A 19010-nucleotide genomic window follows, 5' to 3' on the forward strand; every position below is an offset into this window, starting at 1 on the left:
CTTTTCCGACTCTTCCGATCCGGTATAGAAGACTTCCATGTCTCTGCCGTTTCCCATTCCAACCGATGCTGACGCTGTCGATAGCGCGGCTCACCTGATCCAGATTGCCCTCACGCCGGTTTTCATGCTGTCCGGCATTGGCACGCTCATCAATGTCTTCAACACACGTCTGGCGCGTGTGGCCGATCATCTGGAAAGCGTGAACCAGAAACTCGCCACGCCACCCGATCCGGACAGCAAGCCCGACCCGCTTACCGACCCGATCCGCCTCCAGCACCAGCAGCTCCGGCTGCATCGGCGAATCTTCGTCCTGGATGCCGCCATCATGCTCAACGCCGTTGGCGGGGCGTCGACCTGCGGCGCCGCAATGGCGCTTTTTGTCGGATCACTGCGCGATGCAAGCACATCCACATGGCTGCTAGTCCTTTTCGGCATAGCACTGGCCTGCACGATCGGGGCGCTTTCCTTCTTCCTCGCGGATACACTTCTGAGCTGGCATGGCCTGAAACGGGACAGTTATGACCTGCTCGAGCTCGCGGCGGAGTGAGCGGAAAGGTAATTTTATTCCAAAAAAAGACCGGGAAAGCCCATTTTCCATCAGGAAATAGCAAGAAAGCCGTCCCATGTATTCTTTCGGGATCAAAGTGTAATCATCATTCCAGAAGAACAAAAAACACGCCCGACACAGGATCAAAAAGTTTTACCAAAGATTTATGCAGAAAATGCAGACCTGACCCTGCAACTGCATTTGTTGCTTTCGACACTGATTCTGGAGTTTCTCCCCTCAACACGCCGCAAATGGCATCCAGAACAGAAAAAACGGAGAAACTCCCATGACGTCCATGACCCTGATCCACCTCATCGGTCTGCCCACCAGCCTTCTGGCCCAGTTCTCGATGATTGCTTTCATCCCGGTGATCGGTGCGCTGATGATCGCAACGGTCGCTGCTGACCGCGCCTCTTCCGAAGGCTGAAACCGGCGAGGCCGGGATTGGCCCGGTCACTGCACCGGGTATCCCGCCTCCCCGGCCTGTCAGTTCCTGACAGACAGATAAGATTCAGGATCAAGGCGACGACGCCACAGATCGCTGATCCAGCACCCTGTAATTCCGATCATCATCCCCACTGACGTTGATCCCACCCAGTGGACCGGCAACAGGGACATGATGACGCCGGCCATTCCCGCGACCGTCCAGTTCAGCGTTCCCATGAGCGCCGAGGCCGAGCCCGCCTGATGGCCATGATGCGTCAGCGCCAGAATTCCGGCATTCGGGCCGATGAATCCCAGCGAAAACGTCGTGCACCAGATCATCGCGCACAACAGCCACGGGTCCGCCGGCCCGGCCAGCCCTGCGATACAGATCAGCAGACCAAGCGTGCTGAATACCAGAACCGCCAGCATTCCGCTTTCCATGAGACGCGTGAACAGGACCCGGTGCGCCAGCCGTGCATTGACCTGGGAGCCGATGATAAAGCCGATCCCGTTCAGCCCGAAGAAAATGGCGAACAGATGCGGCGAAAAATGCAGAATTCCCTCGAATAGCGCAGGTGCATTGGAAAGATAGGCGAACATCGTGAAGGTCCCGAAACTCACGACCATGGCAGATGAACAGAACAGCGGTTCCGAAATCAGATCCCGGTAACGGGCCACAATCCCGCTGAACGGCAGGGCAAACCTGCGATCCTGCGGCAACGTATCAGGCAGGAGCATGAGCGTCCCGAAGAACAGCAGAACGCCAAACCCGGCATTGGACCAGAAGATCAGACGCCAGTGCCCAAGATCCAGCAGGAAACTGCCGATGGAGGGCGCCAGAAGCGGCCCCAGCCCGAAGATCAGCATCAGCTGGGACATCAGCTTCACGCCGGCGGTCCCCGTCGCCACGTCACGCACCATCGCACGGGGCGCTACCGAGCTGGCCGCTCCACCCAGCGCCGCAATGAAACGCAGCAGACAGAACAGATGGAAATTCGTCGTGACAGCCAGTAGGGCAGACACGATGCTGTAGACCACCAGCCCCAGCAGCAGGGGCAGCCTCCGCCCGAACCGGTCACAGAATGGCCCCAGCGCGAACTGCCCGATCGCCAGTCCCGCCAGCCAGCACGTCAGGGTCAACTGTGCCGAACCCGGGCCGTGCCCCAGATCATGCTCCAGCATGGGAAAGGCGGGCAGATACATGTCCGTGGAAACAGGACCGAGAATGAAGATCAGGCCGATCAGCAGCCGATGAACGGCATTCAGTTCAAACCGGGGTGTCTCAGAGGGAGGCGGAACAGGCACACGGATACCATGTCTGACAGGTCAAAAACACAAAAAGGCCCCCTCGTCTGCAAAGCGGCCCTCGCCCGCACTCAACGCCTTTTTGCCTGACCTGACCAGCCCTGAGGGACAGGAATATTTTCCCTTGCGGGAAAAATGAGACGTTTACCGTGGCCAGTGCGTCAGAATATCGTTCTTCACCGTTTCGGGTAGCCCCACGTAATCGAGGCGCGCATTATCCGCGTCTCCGTGTGCGAATCCCCATGCGAAGAAGTCATGGACGGCACGGGCAGTTGTCGCGTCGTGCGTATCCGTCGGGACAAGGACAAATGTTGCAGTGACGATCGGCCATGAGGCTGGACCATTCATGTCCAGCAGACTGATCCCGTAATGATCCGCTTTCTGCCAGTCCGCGGCTTGAGCCGCTGCCGCGAACCCCGACAGGCTGGGCCTGACAAACGCGCCGGAGCGGTTTTTCAGCTGGACAATGTCGAGATGATTCTGCGCAGCGTATGAATATTCAACATATCCCAGGCCACCTGTCGTCTGTTTCACCATCGCGGCGATTCCGTCATTGCCGCGTGCGCCGGCGCCTCCTGTCCAGGCCACGGCCGTCCCGGCGCCAAACCTGCGTTTCCAGTCCGGAGAAACCTGCGCGAGGTAGGAAGTGAATACGAAAGTCGTCCCGGAGCCATCAGCACGGTGGACAGGTGCCACTTCCGCATCCGCCAGCGTCAGGCCCGGGTTCAGGGCCTGGATGCGCGGATCATTCCATGACGTGATGCTGCCGTCATACAGCGCGGCCAGTACAGGCCCATCAAGCCGCAGCTGTCCCGGCGCCAGCCCGGGAACATTCGCCACCACAACGATCCCGCTCATCACCGTCGGAAACTGATAAAGATGCTCCGCCTCCAGACGTGATCCCGTCAGAGGCTTGTCCGACGCGCCGAAATCGACCGTGCGGGCCATGACCTGATCCTGCCCTGCACCGGAACCCACTGTTTGGTAATTGACGGCAATGCCGGTCGCTGCTTTCGCTCCCAGCCCCCAGGCGCCGTAAATGGGAGCGGCAAAGCTTGAGCCGGCGCCCGTGATGTCCTGTGCCCGTGCGGCCTGTGGCGCCGCCGGGAGAAGAATCCCCATCATCAGAAATCCGAAAAGCGCCAGTCTGCTCATGGTCATGCTGATCCCTCACGGGCTTGGTCAGAAAACTGCCCCTTAGTAGCGGGAGCATGATCGCGGAAACAGGGGAAGAATACAGAATAGTTTTCCTGACCGGATCAGGAACTCTTCGGCAAGGCCGGAGCAGTGTCACGAAACTGCAATCATCCTGTCATGAAACCTTCCCGTTCATTCTGGAACAGACTGGGATAACTCACCTGCCGAACCCCTTCCCGTCCTCCGAAGGATGCGACCCGGCAATGTCCCCTCCGTTTCCCCGGCTTTCCCTTTTCTCAAGCACGTTTCTCGTGGCTTCCTTCCTGCTGCTTCCGCACAGCGCGCAGGCCGCGGACCAGATGGAAATCATGGAACGCCAGATCAGGGCCATGCAGTCCCAGCTGGCCGCCATGAAAAAAGAACATGCGGAGGAGGTCCGGCAGGCTCGGGCCATTCTGGTCAAGCAGCGCGAAGAAGCCGAGAACGCCCCCTATCGCCAGCGCGCGCAGTATCTCGCCCACTCACAGCCCGCCACCAACACGCCGCTGATAACTGTCCGCCACGGGACGGGTGGCCCGGAGACTGAGCGTCCGCCATCTGACCGCGGCGACATTTCCTCCTGGGCCGATTTCCAGCGTGCCTCCGCGCAGGATGAGGAAGTCTCGGTCGGTGGCATGAAGATCGGTTTCCCGCACGGACGCCCCACGATCCAGTCTGCTGACGGGGCCTATGCCCTCTCAATCGGGCTTGCCTTCCATGAGGACTTTGGTGGCTTCTTCAATTCCGGTCCACGGTCAGGGGAAACACGCGGCGCCTTCAACAGCTTCACGTCCAACATGCGGCGCCTGCGCATTCCGTTCACCTTCCGCTACAAGAACTGGGTCGCGGCCATCACTCCGGATTTCGGAGCCAACCACAATGACGGTTATGTCGGACTCTATGAAGGCAACCTCAACTATACCGGACTGCACAACACGATCCTGACGGTCGGATACTTCCAGCCCCGCGTGACGGAAGAAGACTCCGAAAGCTCGAACGACTTCTTCACGCTGGAGCGCCCGAGCATCACGGACATGGTGCGCAACATCTCTGCCGGTGACGCACGCTTCAGCGTCGGCGGACTGCATTATGACAAGCGCTGGTGGATCGCCGGGTACTTCACCGGACAGGAATGGGGTCATCGCAACCCCTCCGACAATGGCTCAACCTATTATGGTGGCGGCAGCGGCAACACCGTCGACAGTCAGACAGGCGCAACCTTCCGTGTTGCCGGACGGCCGGTGGTCACGAAAGATGTTGACCTGCATGTCGGCGCCTCCGCCGTCTCCGCCTTCAGGGTCGCCTGCAATACGGGCACCGATGCGAATCACTGCTCCCGTTCCACATCCTTCGGCCAGCGTCCTGAATTCGATATCGGGGAAGCCAATCTGGCCGCCACAGGCACTATCAGCAACGCGGCCCAGGTCTGGGCAGCCGGTCCGGAACTCGGCGTCCGGTGGCGTCGCCTTCTCATCAAGGGCGAGTATTATCACGTCGGCGTCCAGCGTTCCGGCGTAGGTCTGAAATCTGCCGGGTTCCAAGGCTGGTACGGCTCTGCCGCCTATACGATCTTTGGTGATCCGCGCATGTACAACATCAAGGAAGGCGCATTCAGCGCGCCGGGCGTGAAGGCAGACGAGGAATTCAATCCGGCCCTGAACCACTGGGGTGCGCTTGAAGTCGTCGGGCATTACAGCGTGCTCGATCTCAACAGCGGCCTGAACGATGCCAATTCCAAGAACGTCATCCGGGGTGGCCAGCAGACGGTCTGGACCGGCGGCCTGAACTGGTATCCGAACCGCCATTTCCGTTTCATGCTGGATTACAGCCACTTCATCGTGTCACGCAGTACCCAGGCCACAAACATCAATGGCCGCACCGGCAATTCCATCGCAGCCCGCGTCCAAGCGGCCTTCTAGGGTTCAGCGTTTCTTCAGAAACCGCCGCAACAGAAACGGAGGTTCCGGTCGGAACCTCCGTTTCTGTTTATTTACCCTCCCGAAAACAAACACTTCCCGGTATGGTCCGCCAGTTCTGCGGGCAGCTGGAAAGACAAGACAACGTGTTACGCTGGTTTTCTGGTGCACTCTTTGGCGCCATAGTCCTGACAGCCCTTGCCCTGTGGGGCGGCTGGACATGGGTCGGTCATCACGATTTCTCCGCGCTGGTCGTGCAGAAACTCTCGAAAGCCACGGGACGTGCTGTCCGGGTCAGGGCTGTCCATGTGCAGCCGGGTTTGTGGATGGACGTAACGATGGATGACCTCCACATTGCCAACATCCCCGGGGGCACGCGCCCGGACATGATGTCCCTGGGTCATCTTCATGCCAAGCTGCGCCTGATGAGTCTGCTGCACGGACCGGCGGAAGTGCGCAACGTCACGATCTCCCGGTATTCCGGCCTGTTCGAACGCACCCCCGAACATCTTCCGAACTGGCGTTTCGGCGCCACCATGGAAGAACTGCACCACCCGGCCCCTGCCCGCCATCCCGCCCCGAAACCGGACATACACTGGATGCCCGGGCTGCGGGACGCCACGATTGACGACAGTGACGTCACCTATCGCACGGCAGGCGGCGCCTCATACCGGGTCGGGCTCCAGCACGTTACGTTTGCGTCCACCAGTGACAGCGCTCCCCTCATCATGCGCCTCTCTGGCTCCTACAACGACGTACCGGTCGCCATAACGGCCGACATGCAGTCCATCCGGCATCTGCGGCGTATCCCCGAGCCTTACGGGACGAAAGCGCATGTCACGTCCGGCGACATGACGTCCGATTTTGATGGCACCCTGACTGATCCCATGAATTTTGACGGCGTTCAGGGTCACGTGACTGTCGCCACGCCGACCTCCGCCACGCTCTTCGCCGTTGCTGGCATGACGGCTCATGCTCCGATGAAACTAACGATGACGGGTGACTTCATCCATCAGGGTAATGACTGGCATTTCGCCAACACCCGCGGAACCGTTCAGGACAGCCCCATCCAGAGTGGAATCTTCGATCTTCTCGAAGGTATGCATGGACATCCCGACATCATCACGGCCGATCTCGGCTTCACGACACTGGACATCAACAGCCTGATGCCGGTTCTGTCGGGCAGCGGAACGCCCCGGAAAGCCGAGGCATCCCTCAGACCGGAAACCGACCTGCCACTTCTGGCGCCGCTTCATCCCGATCCGATCCTGCACGCCACCCTGACGACGGAACAGCTTCTCTATAACAGACTGATTTTTTCCAACCTGAAAATTGAAGCTTCCCAGACACCGGGGCGTGTCGAAATCCCGCTGCTCCGGCTTGAATATGTCGGCGCCACGCTGAACGCGAAGGGACGTATTGACGCTGATGGAAATGCAGCCAGCATCAACGCGGAAGTCGCCCTGGCCCATGGTGACATTGACCACCTCCGCCGGGTGGCGGAGCTTGCTCCGGTTCCGGTCAACGGCACTCTTGGACTTCGCGTCATCGCGCAGGCCGCTCATGTCCGCACACTGAACGAAGCCTCTCGCAAGGCGGATGTCATTGCTGCCGTCAGCATGGAGAAGGGTGAGATTGCCCGCGAGATCGTCGAGGCGGCATCCATGGATCTGCGTCTTCTGGTCCGTCATGCGAAAGGTGTAACACCCATCACCTGCATGCTGGGTGTTCTGCAACTGCATCAGGGCGTTGGTACTGTGGCGCCACTCCGGATCCGGACAGGTGAGGGTATCGTGGCCGCCAAGGCGGATTTCGACCTCAACAGGCGCTGGCTGGATCTCGTTTTCGCCAGCCGCCCCTTCTCAACCAGTTTCTTTGCCCTTGATGTTCCCGTCCGGGTCAGCGGGCGGTTCGACAATCCGGGCCTTTCCCTGGCGTCATGGTCGAAGGAAGGACGCAACCTGCTGGCGGATTCCAATGCCCTGACCCGCCTGCCTCCCGCCCTGCGGGGTTTCGCTGCGTCCAACGCCTGCGCGCGGCCCACGCGCTGAGCGCTTCATTTGCTCCTCTCTTCGCCCCCGGCTATTCACAGCAGGATCGGCAGGAGAGAGTGCTTTAGCTTATGCGTATCGCGATGATTGGTGGCGGCTATGTCGGGCTGGTGTCCGGCGCCTGCTTTGCCGAATTCGGCAGTGATGTCTCCATCGTCGAGCGGGACCCGGCAAAGCTCGCGGCCCTGCGGGAAGGCCGCATCCCCATTTACGAACCCGGGCTGGACGCCATTGTCGCCAGCAACACCCAGGCCGGACGTCTGACGTTTGGGGACGATCTGGCAGCCGCCATCGCGGGAGCTGACGCGGTGTTCATTGCGGTCGGGACACCGACACGGCGCGGCGAAGGTCACGCCGACCTCACCTATGTCTATGCCGCGACCAAAGAGATCGCCCGCGCGGCCAGCAGGGATCTCGTCGTGGTCACGAAATCCACCGTTCCCGTCGGGACAGGACGGGAAGTGGCGCGAATCCTGCGTGAGACCCGCCCGGACCTGACTTTTGACGTGGCTTCCAATCCCGAATTCCTGCGCGAAGGCAGCGCGATCAGCGATTTCATGCGCCCTGACCGCGTCATCATCGGGATCGACACATCCGGCCCTGATGGCGGAGAGCGCGCCCGGGACATCATGAAGCAGCTTTACCGTCCGCTTTACCTGATCGAGGCCCCGATCGTCCTGACCGATCTGGAAACGGCGGAGCTGGCCAAATATGCGGCCAACGCCTTCCTTGCGATGAAGGTCACATTCATCAACGAGATGGCCGATCTGTGCGAAAAAGTGGGCGGCAACATCCATGACGTTGCCCGTGGCATGGGCCTGGACCAGCGGATCGGGCGGCGGTTCCTACACCCGGGGCCGGGTTATGGCGGTTCCTGCTTCCCCAAGGACACGCGGGCCCTGACCGCCATCGCGCGGGATGCCGGAGCACCGTGCCGTCTCGTGGAAGCCACGGTGGCGGTCAACGAAGCCCGCAAGACCCATATGGCCGAGCGGATCATCGCTCAGGCGGGCGGAGACGTCCAGGGCAAGGTCATCGCCATCCTCGGGCTGACCTTCAAGCCCGATACGGACGACATGCGCGAAGCAGCCTCCCTGCCGATCCTGACGCGTCTGTACGAGGCCGGTGCGGAACTTCAGGTTTTCGACCCCGAAGGCATGACCAGCGCCCGCCCGCTCCTGCCCGGAAACATCCGCTACTGCGATGACGCACTGGATGCCGCCCAGAATGCCGATATGCTTGTGGTTCTGACGGAGTGGAACATGTTCCGCGCCCTTGATCCGCAACGCCTGCGCGACGCCATGCGCGGCAACGCCATCGCGGATCTGCGCAATATCTGGAGTCCGGATATCATGCGCGAGGCAGGCTTTGACTACCGCTCCATCGGGAGACCCTGATAGCGCCGGATCCGGCCATATCCAGATCCCGAGAATGGCTGACCGTTATCCGGACGTACAAAGCCAGAAATGGCCAATGACACGTCTTCGATCAATGGCGCAGTAATCCGCCTGTGCATGGATGTCGCCATGTCCCATTCGCGGCAGGGCATCCCGGGTCCGGGCGCCACGGACCCAGTTCCCGGTTTCATCGAAAATCACACGCTCTTCCGGGGGAGCTAGGCATGACCCACATGTCACATCCCAGACAGCGAAACGCTTTCCCGGTGGACCAGAGACCGCGATGTCATGCCAGATCGCTTTGTAATTCCAAGCAATATAGAGTGGCCAGTGAAGCCCGGCCGTCCCCAGAAAAAGCATCGTTCCCAGAGCACCCACTCCCACATATCCGGCCCAGACCAGACGTCCGGGCTGCTTCCAGGTCATGACCACACCGGACAGAACCCACGCGGCAAATCCCCCAACCGTCATGACCAGGAAAACCAGAACGCCCGCGCCGGTTGCGCCGATATTCCGGGCCAGAATGGGCCAGATCACGCCCAGAAGAATGGCCCAAACCAACACCAGCGCAGTTTTCATCCCGTCTGTCCCGTAATGCTTCCACGACCGTCAAGGCCATGTCTGTACCGGCATTCTTTTACAGGCCGCGGAACGGAACCAGAAACGGGGTGCCATAAAAAAACCCGGCCGCCATGAGGCGACCGGGCCGTAAAAGCGCTGCTGTGGCAGAAAAATCAGGAACGCGCGATGGGCGCGAACGTACCGTTGCGCAGGCGGCGTTCCAGTTCTTCAAGAGACTGCCCCTTGGTCTCTGGCACATAACGCAGGACGAACCAGAAGGCGAATGCGTTGATCACGGCAAACAGCCAGAACGTCTTGCCCGCGCCCAGCGCCTCCACGAGCGAGAGGGTGGTCAGGGAAATCAGCAGATCAGCCCCCCAGTGACTGCCCGCGACGAGGCTCATGCCCTTGCCACGGCAGGACAGGGGATAGACTTCCGCGCCCACCAGCCAGATCGCCACGGACAGGCTTCCGGTATTGAAAATCGTATATGCCATGATGGCGATGACCGTGATCCACGCGCCTGCACCGCTCGTCAGATGAAGCGAGAACATGGTGCCCAGGACCGCAAGAGAGATCACCGCTCCGGGTAGCAGACGCAGCATCAGCGTGCGGCGCCCCCAGTTATCGACGGCCCATCCTCCGAAAATCGTGGCGCAGATCATGCCCAGCCCGACAGCCACGGAAGTGAGAAGGGCTGAATCCTGACCGAACCCTGCGTCAGCAAAAATGGACGGAGCATAGTACAGAACGGCATTGATGCCGGTCAACTGACACAGTAGGGCGATCCCCACGGACGACACCAGTGCCGGACGGACCCATGGCTTTGCCAGTTCCGACCAAGGCGCCTGCTGGTCATGGTTTTCGAGAATGGCGTCCAGTTCCGCGCAGGCTTCTTCTTCCGAAGAGCGTACGCGCCGCAGCACGGACAGCGCCTCTTCCTTTTTGTTTTTCAGCGCCAGCCAGCGGGGGCTGTTGGGCAGGAAGGCCATACCAATGAACAGGATCAGCGCAGGCAGCATGCCGATGCCGAACATGATGCGCCAGCTGCTCTCCCTCAGGAAATACCCGGCAAAGAAGGAAACCGTGATGCCCGAGACAACGGCCAGCTGGAACCCGACAACGAGACGTCCCCGCCGCGCCGGAGGCGAGATCTCAGCGATATAGATCGGCACGATCTGGGACGCTGCACCGATCGCCAGCCCCAGCACCAGGCGCGCCAGGACGAGCATGACAACACTCTGCGCAAAGGACGCCACCAGTGTGCCGCCCAGAAAAAGGGCAGCAGCGATCATGACCGTCCGGCGACGTCCGAATCTGTCGGATATTCCGCCTGCGCCAAGACAGCCGACCAGAGCACCAAAAATAATGGCGGACGTGACGATCTCCGATCCCATCGTGGTCAGATGGAACTGCTCGCGCAGCTGGAGCAGCGCTGCGGAGATGATGCCGGTGTCATAACCGAAGAGCAGCCCTCCTGTCGCAGAGATAGCCGCAATGAAATTGGTCAGAGCATGTCCGCTCAGCTTGCGGGAAATGTCGAGGGAATTGCTGTCCACGGGGAGGGTCATGTCCTGCATCGGGGTACCTTCTTGCGATGCCGCAGGGCGTATTCAGACGTAACTTCTTTCTTTAACGCTACAGCTTTTAGAAAATCACATCACAAAAGTGAAGGTTTTCTTTTTTTGTGTGAAAATTTAGTGAGGAAAAATTTCAGGAATGTGAAAATACTAGTTTCCCGCTTCGACCGGCGTACTTTGCGGGGAGCATGAGCTTTCTGGATGCACGGCAAAAGCCGCGATAAACACCCGTTGCGTCTTGGATGTTTCACGTCACATTTTGATCCCAGATCAGGAGCCTTTCCCCCTGCCCGTTACCGAAATTCCGTGGAGCGCGTCCGATGATCTCCTCCTCCTGCTGGCACAGCAGCCTTGGGGCGTCTGCCTTGATAGCGGCGGCGAGGAAACAGACGCGCGGGCGCGATGGTCTTTTCTTTGCCTGGATCCGGACGAAACCCTGACAGCTCGGGGGAAAACGTTTCTTCGCAACGGTCGCACCGTTCAGGGAGACCTGTGGTGGCACCTGCGGGACATGGCCCGACTGGCCTCGCAGTCCTCTTGGCAGACAGCAGCCAGTGCCATCCCGTTTACCGGAGGCATCGTCGGACTGTTTTCTTATGAAGCCGGGCTGGCGCTGGAACAGATTTCGTCCCGTCATATTCCTGCAGCGCCGACCCTGCTGGCAGCCTCCTTCAGCACGGTCCTGGCGTTTGACAGGCTGGAAAGACGCTGCTGGTGGATCTGCGGGGAGGAAAAACCCGCTCCAGCCATTCCACTACGCGGTCATGCCTTATCGGGTCCGTCCGTTCGTTTCCAGCCAGACCAGTCCCGTGACGCATGGATGGAAGCCGTACGACAGGTCAGAGCATTCATCGCAGCAGGAGACATCTTTCAGGCCAACCTGACCATGCGCTGGACAGCACCCTGTCCGCCGGACTTTGACGAACTGACGGCCTATCAGACCCTGCGGATGTGCTCACCCGCACCCTTCGGAGCCTATTTCCGCACACCGGATTTTTCTCTTCTGAGCGCATCGGTCGAACGCTTCATTTCCCTGTCGGCGCCAGGTCGGATCGAGACACGCCCCATCAAGGGAACCGCCCCTCTCGGCCAGACGGCGATGGAACAGGCCCGGAATGCCGCGCTTCTGGCGGCCGATGACAAAGAACTGGCCGAGAACCTGATGATCACGGATCTGATGCGCAATGACATCGGACGCGTTTCCTGCCTCGATTCCGTCACGGTTCCGCAGCTTTCGACCGTAGAGCGATTCGCCCATGTCCTGCATCTGGTATCCAGCGTGGAGGGGCAGCTTCGTCCCGGGCTGGATGCTTTTGACCTTTTGCGGGCCACCCTGCCGCCCGGCTCGGTCACGGGCGCGCCCAAGAAGAGAGCCATGGAAATCATCGATCAGCTTGAAGCCTCCAGTCGGGGAGCCTATTGCGGAAGCCTGTTCCGGATCGGGCATGATGGAGCGATGGACAGTTCCGTCATAATCCGCAGCCTTGAACGACAGGGCAAACGGCTCTCCATCGGGGCAGGAGGCGGCATTACGTGGCTGTCCGATCCGGCACGGGAGTATGACGAGATGTGCCTCAAAGCAGCACCGCTTCTGAAAGTCTTTGGCTCATGACCTCTCCCATCTGGCTGAATGGTCAGATCCTGAATCCGGATGATGCCCGGATCTCTCCGATGGACCGCGGTTTTCAGCTTGGAGACGGACTGTTTGAAACCATTCGGGTTTCCGAAGGCGCACTCCCCCATTATGACCGCCATCTGGCACGGCTGGAGAAAGGCTGTGCGGTTCTGATGTTTCTACCCCCGGACCTTCCAGCCCTGCGACAGGCAGCCCTTGATCTGCTGGCAGCCACGGATCTGCGCGAAGGCGTTCTGCGGTTGACCGTCACGCGAGGACCGGGAACACGTGGCATCCTGCCTCCTGTCACACCCCGACCGACGGTTCTTCTTCAGACAGCGACCGGACGACCTGCCCCGCCTTCCGTCCGCCTGGGAATCAGCCGTTATCGCCGGGAGGGTGACTCACCTCTGGGATGTGTCAAATCGCTGGCTTACCTACCCGCCATCATGGCCCGGATGGAGGCGGTTGCCGCCGGATGGGAGGATGCGCTCCTGCTGGGAACAACGGGCGCCATTGCGGAAACCACCGCTGCCAACCTGCTTTACCGTCAGAAAGGCGCGCTCTTTACGCCTCCCCTGAAAGACGGTCCACTTCCCGGCACATCCCGGGCGCGGTTGCTGGAATGCGGCTTCTGCCACGAAAAATCCATCCGTCCGGAAGAGCTCTCGGACGTAACGGAGATGTGGCTGGTCAATGCCCTGTCCCTGATCCCAGTTCGGGCGATCGAGGAAAGGGCGTTTTCCTTGTGCCCGGAAGAGGATCAGCGCCTGCGCCGGTTCCTGTTCGGAGGCTGACGCTCAGTCCGGAAGGCCCCACATGAAAAAAGCCCCCTTTCCGTCAGGAAAGAGGGCTTTCTCAGTAAACGGCGAAACCTTACGGCTGAACCACGCGCAGGATGAAGCCTGTCAGTTCACTGACGGAATTCTTCTCGGACCGGTCAGCCCCAAGCCGCAGTTCCGGAGACAGAGGCGCTTCATAGGGTGCCGAAACCCCCGTGAATTCCGCGATCTTTCCCGAACGGGCAGCGGCATACAGTCCCTTCGGATCCCGCTTCTCACAGGTTTCCAGCGGCGTATCGACATAGACTTCATGGAACGTCTCGCCGATGATCTGGCGCGCCAGATCACGGTCCGCCTGAAGCGGGGACACCAGCGCCACGATCACAGCCTGACCGCTCTCGACGAGGATCTTCGCGACATGGGCGGCCCGACGGATGTTTTCACGCCGGTCTTCCGGCGAGAAACCCAGATCACTGCACAGACCCGCCCGAAGCGTGTCCCCGTCCAGCACCGTTGCCTTTACGCCCTGTTCGGCCAGCGCCACCTCGACGGACCGCGACACCGTGCTCTTGCCAGACCCCGGAAGGCCCGTCAGCCAGAACACCGCGCTCTTATGGCCACGGCTCTGCGCCTGCTGCGCCACGGATACACGGCTTGCCGTCGGGTGAATGGCATGGACGCCATCATCCAGTTCCGCCGGTCCCAGCAGCGGCGCGCCCCCCACGATGCGCTGGTGCCGATCCACCAGAACCCCGCGACCGTCGCCCAGTCCCGGGACGAACGGGTCAAACAGCACGGCATGGGAGGCCGCCAGCGTGATTTCCGCAAATCCGTCAGGCGGCACGCTGTCCCCGGCCCGCAGCGTCAGGTCATCCAGATCAACCACTGCATCGATGGAGGCAACCGTCACGTCATGCTCGGCCGTCGTCAGCCGCAGCGTGAAGCTCTCACCGACACGCAGCGGTTCGGCGCGCAGCCAGAACAGGCGCGTGCGGATACGTGCCGAACGCTCGGGCGCAGCTGCCTGGTCATCGGCGGGAAAGAGCAGATCGCCACGATCGGGCACGAGGTCCGGCTCCAGACGCAGGGCGATGGACTCGCCCGCACCGGCAACCGGCAGTTCCGGCGCATGCCAGCGGCAGACTTCCGCCACGGTTGCAACCTGCCCCTGCGCGCCAATCACCAAGCGATCACCCGCCCGGACAGTGCCACGCTCGATCCGGCCCGCAACATAGCGCACGCCGTCAAAACGATAGACATCCTGTACCGGCATCCGGAACGGCAACGCCAGACGAGGAGATGGCGGCGGAACGTTGGACAGCGCTTCCAGCAGGGTTGGGCCCTTGTACCAGCCGGACCGTTCCGACCGGCTGGCAATGTTGTCCCCGTCGCGGGCGGAAGCCGGGATGACAGCTTCGACCTCGATTTCCAGACGCCCGAGAAGCTGACGAACGTCCGACTCGACCTTCACAATCTTCGCTTCGTCAAAATCGACGATATCGGCCTTGTTCAGCAGCACGATGACGTGACGGATTCCGATCAGACGCAGCAGCATGGCATGGCGGCGCGTCTGTTCCTGCGCACCTTCCTTGGCGTCCACCACCAGAACGGCAGCTTCAGCATCGGCAGCGCCGGTGATCATGTTGCGCAGGAACTGACGATGACCGGGCGCATCAACGATCACGAACTCACGGGAGCCCAGGCGGAAGGGAATCCGCGTGGAGTCCACCGTAACACCCTGATCGCGTTCGATCTGGAGGGAATCGAGCAGGAAGCTCCATTCCACGGCCAAGCCACGCTTGCGGCTGCTTTCGACGATCTGGGCCAGCTTTCCGTCCTGAAGGCTGTCCGTATCATACAGCAGACGCCCGATCAGGGTGGATTTTCCATGATCTACATGGCCGACGATAACGATCGGCGTCGCGGCGGCGCGATGGGCCGCGGAAAGGGTCTCGCTCACAGTAATATCGCCCATTTTTACAGGTACCCCGCCACGCGCAGACGCTCGAACGCATCTTCGGATTCATGATCCATGGCCCGGCCGGCGCGTTCGGAGGTTTTGCTGTTTTCCAGTTCGGCAATGACTTCCGCTACGGTGGCAGCGTTGCTCTCGATGGGGCTGGTGATGTCCTTGTCGCCCAGCGAGCGGTAGCGCTTGCCATCTTTCGCGAAATACAGGTCCACCAGCGGAATGCCCTCGCGCTCGATGTAGCGCCAGATGTCAATCTCACGCCAGGCCAGGAGCGGATGGACACGAATATGCATGCCGTCCTCATAAGGCGTGGCGTACTGATCCCAGAATTCGGGCGGCTGGTTACGGACATCCCAGCGATGACCGGCGCCACGCGGGCTGAAAACACGCTCCTTGGCGCGCGTCGCCTGCTCGTCACGGCGGATACCCGCAATGACGCCACGAAACTTGTGTTCGTCAATCAGCTTGGCCAGACCTGCCGTCTTGCGCGCGGCAGAGCGGGCAGCCGATGGAAGGGAAGGATCGATTTCCTCAACCGGCGGGCAGTATCCCAGCAGCAGGTCGAGGTTCCATTTTTTCGTGTATTCATCCCGGAACGCATACATTTCCGGGAATTTCTTCTCGGTATCGACATGCATGACAGGGAACGGCACGCGCCCCATGAACGCCTTGCGCGCCAGCCAGACCATGACATTGCTGTCCTTGCCAAGCGACCACAGCAGGGCCAGGGGTTTCAGTTTCCGGTAGGCTTCACGCAGGATGAAGATGCTCTGTGCTTCGAGCTGGTCAAGATCATCCATGACGCGCGGTTCCGCCAGGGTTTGTGTCCGCGTCATTTTCCGCTCCATAGTCATGTCGGTTCCGTTCATGCAGGCCGATGGATACCGCATTCCGTCTTGGAAAGACCGGCCCAGCGACCAGCCCGTCCGTCTTCCCCATCCTTGACGACCCTTGTACAGGGGGCGCAACCGATGGAGATGTAACCTTTTGCAACCAGAGGATGCCGGGGCAGCGCCCGCTTTCTCATGGCTGCTTCAACCTTTTCCGGCCCCCAGCCTGCAAGCGGGTTCAGTTTGACCGTCCCGTCCGGCTGCGGGTCCACGACCGGCAGGGCCGCGCGGGTACTGGCCTGACTGCGCTTGCGCCCCGTGATCCAGACGTCAAATTCCGGCAGCACGAGGTCCAGCGGCTCCACTTTACGCAGGGCACAGCAGGCATCCGGATCGAACGCCGCGAGCTGATCCTGCGGATCGCGCTCTGTCAGTTCTTTCGGAGACGGCGCGAGAGTCCGTGCATCCGTCAGCCCCAGAAAACGCACCAGTTCGTCACGATACGCCAGGGTCTCCGGGAAGTGCCGCTTCGTATCGAGAAAGAAGACCGGCACGGATGGTGAAATCTGCGCCACGAGGTCCAGCAGGACCGCCGATTCCGCACCAAAGGAAGAAATCACGGCCACACGCCCGGGACACAGATCGAGTGTTTCCCGCAGGACGAGGTCTTCGGGGACATGCTGAAGAAATTTCAGTTCCGCTGGTGAAAGAGGCATTCCCTGCATCCGTATCCACATCAGGCGTGCCAGTGTACGACACGCCAGACACATAGGGAGAGAGAACGAAACATTCAACGAATATATTTTGTTGAACTATATTTTATCGTTAATTTCCACTGACCAGACATTGAGAAAAAACGCCATTTTTCATCTTCATATTGTGGTGTTTTAGACCATTCACTCCAGTCCTCGGCCCCAGAAAAGCCGCACAAACTTCCTTTTTCTTTCCAGGATGCCCTGAAAATATCGTTTGGCATGGTTTCTGCATCCTGATTGGCATGACACAGACTTCACTTCTTGCCGAGCGCTTTCCGGGCTTCCTTATCCGAAAGACCATGCACACGCAGGTGATGCCGGAACTGGTAGTAGGTCAGACCCAGCAGCTCCGCCGCCCGCCTCTGGCTGAACTGTGCGTCACGCAGGGCCCCTTCCAGAAGCAGGCGCTCCTGACCGCGGATCCTGTCCGTGAAATCCAGCGGGAAGGTCAGCGCGACCTCGCTGTTCGTGACGGTCCTCACGGAAGAAGCGGGGGGGGCGCTGGTCCAGTCCGGCGTGACAAACGGGTCAAGCACGATGTCGTCCAGCGGACGGTCAGACCGATCCATGCGGTAAACGCTGCGCTCCACCACGTTCCGCAGTTCGCGGACATTGCCCGGCCAGTCATAGTCCCGGAGCCGTTGCAGGGCATGATCTGTAAAGCCTGCAAAGAGGTCTCGTCCGAGTTCGGAACTCATGCGCGTTGCGAAATGCCCGGCCAGCAGGGGAATATCCTCCGGTCGCGCTCGAAGAGGCGGGATGGTGATGACGTCGAACGCCAGACGGTCCAGCAGGTCGGGACGGAACCGCCCCTCACGCGCCATGGCGGGAAGATCGGCGTTCGTGGCGCCAATCAGACGCACATCCACACGGATCGTCTCATTCCCGCCGACACGCTCGAAACTGCCATATTCGATGACCCGCAGCAGTTTTTCCTGCACGGAGAGCGAAGCCGTTCCGATCTCGTCCAGAAAGAGCGTACCGCCATCCGCCCGCTCGAAACGGGACTGCCGGCGTTTCTGCGCGCCTGTGAAGGCCCCCGCCTCATGACCGAACAGTTCACTGTCCAGCAGGGCCTCAGGCAGGGCGGCGCAGTTGAGTTTCACCAGCGGCCGGTCCCACCGGTCCGACAGCAGGGCGAGACGGGCCGCCACAAGTTCCTTGCCCGTCCCCCGCTCCCCGATCACCAGAACCGGACGGCGCAGCGGTGCCAGACGGGAAACGTGATCCAGCATGGCCAGAAAGGCCGGATCCTGCCCCAGCGGGGTCGGAACGTCATCCAGTTCAGTCGATCGCACCATTTACTGGTCTCTTTCGCCACACAATCCTGTCGAAACCATAACAGTACCAAAACAGCTCTACTGACAAGACAGCCAGATCTGTCCTAGACCCGAAATCAGGAAGGAAAGCGTCATGGGTATTTTTTCTCGCCTCGCCGACATCGTGAACTCCAATCTGAATGCGATCCTCGCCAATGCCGAGGATCCGCAGAAAATGATCCGTCTCGTCATCCAGGAAATGGAAGACACGCTCGTCGAGGTCCGCAGTCAGGCAGTCCGCACCATTGCCGAGCGCAAGCAGCTCGAGCGGCGTGCCCGCACCATGAGCCATGAGGAAGACGAATGGCATCGCAAGGCTGCCCTCGCGATCGAGCGGAACAGGGACGATCTTGCCAGGGCAGCCCTCGCCGCCCGCCATACGGTCGGACAGTCGCGCGAAACGCTGGAACAGCAGATCGCGCTGATTTCCGAAGGGCTGGACCACCAGAATGACGATATCGCCAAGCTTCAGGCCAAGCTGGCCGACGCCAAATCACGGGAAAAAGCCCTCTCCATCCGGACCCGCACGGCGCAGGGCCGCCTGAAAACCCGCGAGACGCTCCATGACAGCCGCATTGACGACACACTGGGCCGTTTCGCTCAGGTAGAGCGTGCACTGGACGAACTGGAAGGCAGGGCGGAAGCTTATGATCTCGGGCGGCGTTCAGATCGCCCATCCCTGCATGCCGAACTGGCGGAACTGGAAACGGACGCGGCGGTGGAAAGCGAGTTCGAGGCTCTCAAACGCAAACTGGCCGGGCAGCCGCGGGAAGCCTGA

At 60.6% G+C, this 19010-nt stretch carries 17 protein-coding genes; 8 read left to right on the forward strand and 9 right to left on the reverse strand.

What is annotated here, in order from left to right; genetic code table 11:
• The first annotated feature begins 37 nt into the window (after positions 1-37).
• Positions 38-547: a DUF2721 domain-containing protein gene (locus GMO_RS08450; protein ID WP_008851943.1), complete on the forward strand. Its 510-nt coding sequence runs from the start codon at positions 38-40 to the stop codon at positions 545-547.
• A gap of 286 nt (positions 548-833) precedes the next feature.
• The gene (locus GMO_RS14410) at positions 834-974 is read left to right on the forward strand and encodes a hypothetical protein (protein ID WP_008851944.1); all 141 of its coding nucleotides are present in this window, start codon (positions 834-836) and stop codon (positions 972-974) included.
• 59 nt (positions 975-1033) lie between these two features.
• Here GMO_RS14410 and GMO_RS08455 read toward each other — a convergent pair whose 3' ends face one another.
• Together GMO_RS08455 and pstS are read right to left on the reverse strand one after the other, a co-directional pair.
• Positions 1034-2278: a multidrug effflux MFS transporter gene (locus GMO_RS08455; protein ID WP_008851945.1), complete on the reverse strand. Its 1245-nt coding sequence runs from the start codon at positions 2276-2278 to the stop codon at positions 1034-1036.
• Between the two features lie 144 nt (positions 2279-2422).
• Positions 2423-3439, reverse strand: a complete 1017-nt coding sequence (gene pstS / locus GMO_RS08460) for a phosphate ABC transporter substrate-binding protein PstS (protein WP_008851946.1) — start codon at positions 3437-3439, stop codon at positions 2423-2425.
• Between the two features lie 335 nt (positions 3440-3774).
• Here pstS and GMO_RS08465 point away from each other — a divergent pair, with 335 nt between their 5' ends.
• The 3 genes from GMO_RS08465 (at position 3775) to GMO_RS08475 (ending at position 8818) form a co-directional block, all read left to right on the forward strand.
• Positions 3775-5373: an OprO/OprP family phosphate-selective porin gene (locus tag GMO_RS08465; protein WP_245528468.1), complete on the forward strand. Its 1599-nt coding sequence runs from the start codon at positions 3775-3777 to the stop codon at positions 5371-5373.
• Positions 5374-5516: 143 nt separating this feature from the next.
• Positions 5517-7421 carry an AsmA family protein gene (locus tag GMO_RS08470; RefSeq protein WP_008851948.1) on the forward strand — a complete coding sequence of 635 codons (1905 nt, stop codon included), beginning with the start codon at positions 5517-5519 and terminating at the stop codon, positions 7419-7421.
• Positions 7422-7492: 71 nt separating this feature from the next.
• Positions 7493-8818, forward strand: a complete 1326-nt coding sequence (locus GMO_RS08475) for a UDP-glucose dehydrogenase family protein (RefSeq protein WP_008851949.1) — start codon at positions 7493-7495, stop codon at positions 8816-8818.
• A gap of 45 nt (positions 8819-8863) precedes the next feature.
• Here the strand turns inward: GMO_RS08475 and GMO_RS08480 are convergent, their stop codons facing one another.
• Together GMO_RS08480 and GMO_RS08485 are read right to left on the reverse strand one after the other, a co-directional pair.
• Complete coding sequence (locus tag GMO_RS08480) at positions 8864-9397, reverse strand: hypothetical protein (RefSeq protein ID WP_008851951.1); 534 nt, start codon at positions 9395-9397, stop codon at positions 8864-8866.
• A 155-nt stretch (positions 9398-9552) separates the two neighbouring features.
• A complete protein-coding gene (locus GMO_RS08485) occupies positions 9553-10959 on the reverse strand; it encodes a sugar porter family MFS transporter (protein ID WP_008851952.1) in 1407 nt (468 codons plus the stop codon).
• 259 nt (positions 10960-11218) lie between these two features.
• Between GMO_RS08485 and GMO_RS08490 the strand changes: the two genes are divergently transcribed.
• On the forward strand, positions 11219-12571 hold the full coding sequence (locus GMO_RS08490) for an anthranilate synthase component I family protein (protein WP_008851953.1): 1353 nt from the start codon (positions 11219-11221) through the stop codon (positions 12569-12571).
• Complete coding sequence (locus tag GMO_RS08495; RefSeq protein ID WP_008851954.1) at positions 12568-13371, forward strand: aminotransferase class IV; 804 nt, start codon at positions 12568-12570, stop codon at positions 13369-13371. The genes GMO_RS08490 and GMO_RS08495 overlap by 4 nt, the downstream gene beginning before the upstream one ends.
• 79 nt (positions 13372-13450) lie before the next feature.
• Here GMO_RS08495 and cysC read toward each other — a convergent pair whose 3' ends face one another.
• From cysC to pspF, 5 genes are all read right to left on the reverse strand, one after another.
• Positions 13451-15331, reverse strand: coding sequence for an adenylyl-sulfate kinase (gene cysC, locus GMO_RS08500; protein WP_008851955.1), 1881 nt, complete (start codon positions 15329-15331; stop codon positions 13451-13453).
• A gap of 2 nt (positions 15332-15333) precedes the next feature.
• Entirely contained in the window at positions 15334-16128 is a 795-nt protein-coding gene (cysD, locus tag GMO_RS08505; RefSeq protein ID WP_040508835.1) for a sulfate adenylyltransferase subunit CysD, read from the reverse strand.
• 65 nt (positions 16129-16193) lie between these two features.
• The gene (locus GMO_RS08510) at positions 16194-16874 is read right to left on the reverse strand and encodes a phosphoadenylyl-sulfate reductase (RefSeq protein ID WP_040508746.1); all 681 of its coding nucleotides are present in this window, start codon (positions 16872-16874) and stop codon (positions 16194-16196) included.
• Positions 16875-16948: 74 nt separating this feature from the next.
• Positions 16949-17134, reverse strand: a complete 186-nt coding sequence (locus tag GMO_RS14195; RefSeq protein ID WP_139064416.1) for a hypothetical protein — start codon at positions 17132-17134, stop codon at positions 16949-16951.
• Positions 17135-17167: 33 nt separating this feature from the next.
• Positions 17168-18214, reverse strand: coding sequence for a phage shock protein operon transcriptional activator (gene pspF / locus GMO_RS08515; RefSeq protein ID WP_008851958.1), 1047 nt, complete (start codon positions 18212-18214; stop codon positions 17168-17170).
• Between the two features lie 112 nt (positions 18215-18326).
• Between pspF and pspA the strand changes: the two genes are divergently transcribed.
• Entirely contained in the window at positions 18327-19010 is a 684-nt protein-coding gene (pspA, locus tag GMO_RS08520; RefSeq protein ID WP_008851959.1) for a phage shock protein PspA, read from the forward strand.

Source organism: Gluconobacter morbifer G707 (assembly GCF_000234355.1).
Taxonomy (GTDB): Bacteria; Pseudomonadota; Alphaproteobacteria; order Acetobacterales; family Acetobacteraceae; genus Gluconobacter; species Gluconobacter morbifer.